The organism is Candidatus Symbiopectobacterium sp. NZEC127 (assembly GCF_025962675.1).
GTDB lineage: Bacteria > Pseudomonadota > Gammaproteobacteria > Enterobacterales > Enterobacteriaceae > Symbiopectobacterium.
In genome coordinates, this window is the sequence record NZ_JAGFPG010000047.1 from 1 (window position 1) to 618 (window position 618).

Below are 618 nucleotides of genomic sequence, written 5' to 3' on the forward strand. Positions count from 1 at the left end.
ACACCAGAGCGGAGCCGATGCCAGTACGATCTTTGCCGACAGCACAGTGCTGTACCAGTGCACCCTCTTCAGGCCTCTGTAACAGGGCAACCAGTTGACGATAGGCGGGATTGTTGAACGGTAAACGCCGATAGAGTTCCAGCATGAAGGCCTGTGAGTCAAATGCAGAGAGCCGCTCTGAACCTAACGACTCTAGACTGGCGGTGACCTCATGGCGAATCGGGTTGGCGGGGCACGTGTGATAATGCGCGCCTTCCCACAGAATATCGGGCTTGGCCGTTACTTCATCAGGATCACGATAATCAACGACATGCGATACGGGGACACCGGCCAGGTGCTCGCAATCAGCGGCACTGAGTTGATCCAGCGAGCCGGCACGGAACAGTTTGTGCGGGCGAATACGTTGCCCATCTGCGGTATGCAACCCCCCTAAATCACGGAAATTGATGCCGCCCTCTAGCGCAACCAGAGAGGGATGGCGTGGTGCTGATGATGTCATACAACTCCTTGCAATTCGTGGCGAAAAACTCAGGCACTCAATAAGCGGCGAGCGGCATCCAGCACCACCGTAACAGCAGCGGTTTCCGCCAGTTTCATCGTCGCAACATCCGGCGTTTC

1 protein-coding gene is annotated in these 618 nt (G+C 56.3%); it reads right to left on the reverse strand.

Annotation, left to right across the window (positions count from 1 at the left end):
• Positions 1–499 (reverse strand): tyrosine-protein phosphatase (locus tag J5069_RS23845; protein ID WP_264646127.1); only part of this gene is annotated, 499 nt, incomplete at its 3' end.
• Between the last annotated feature and the right edge of the window lie 119 nt (positions 500–618).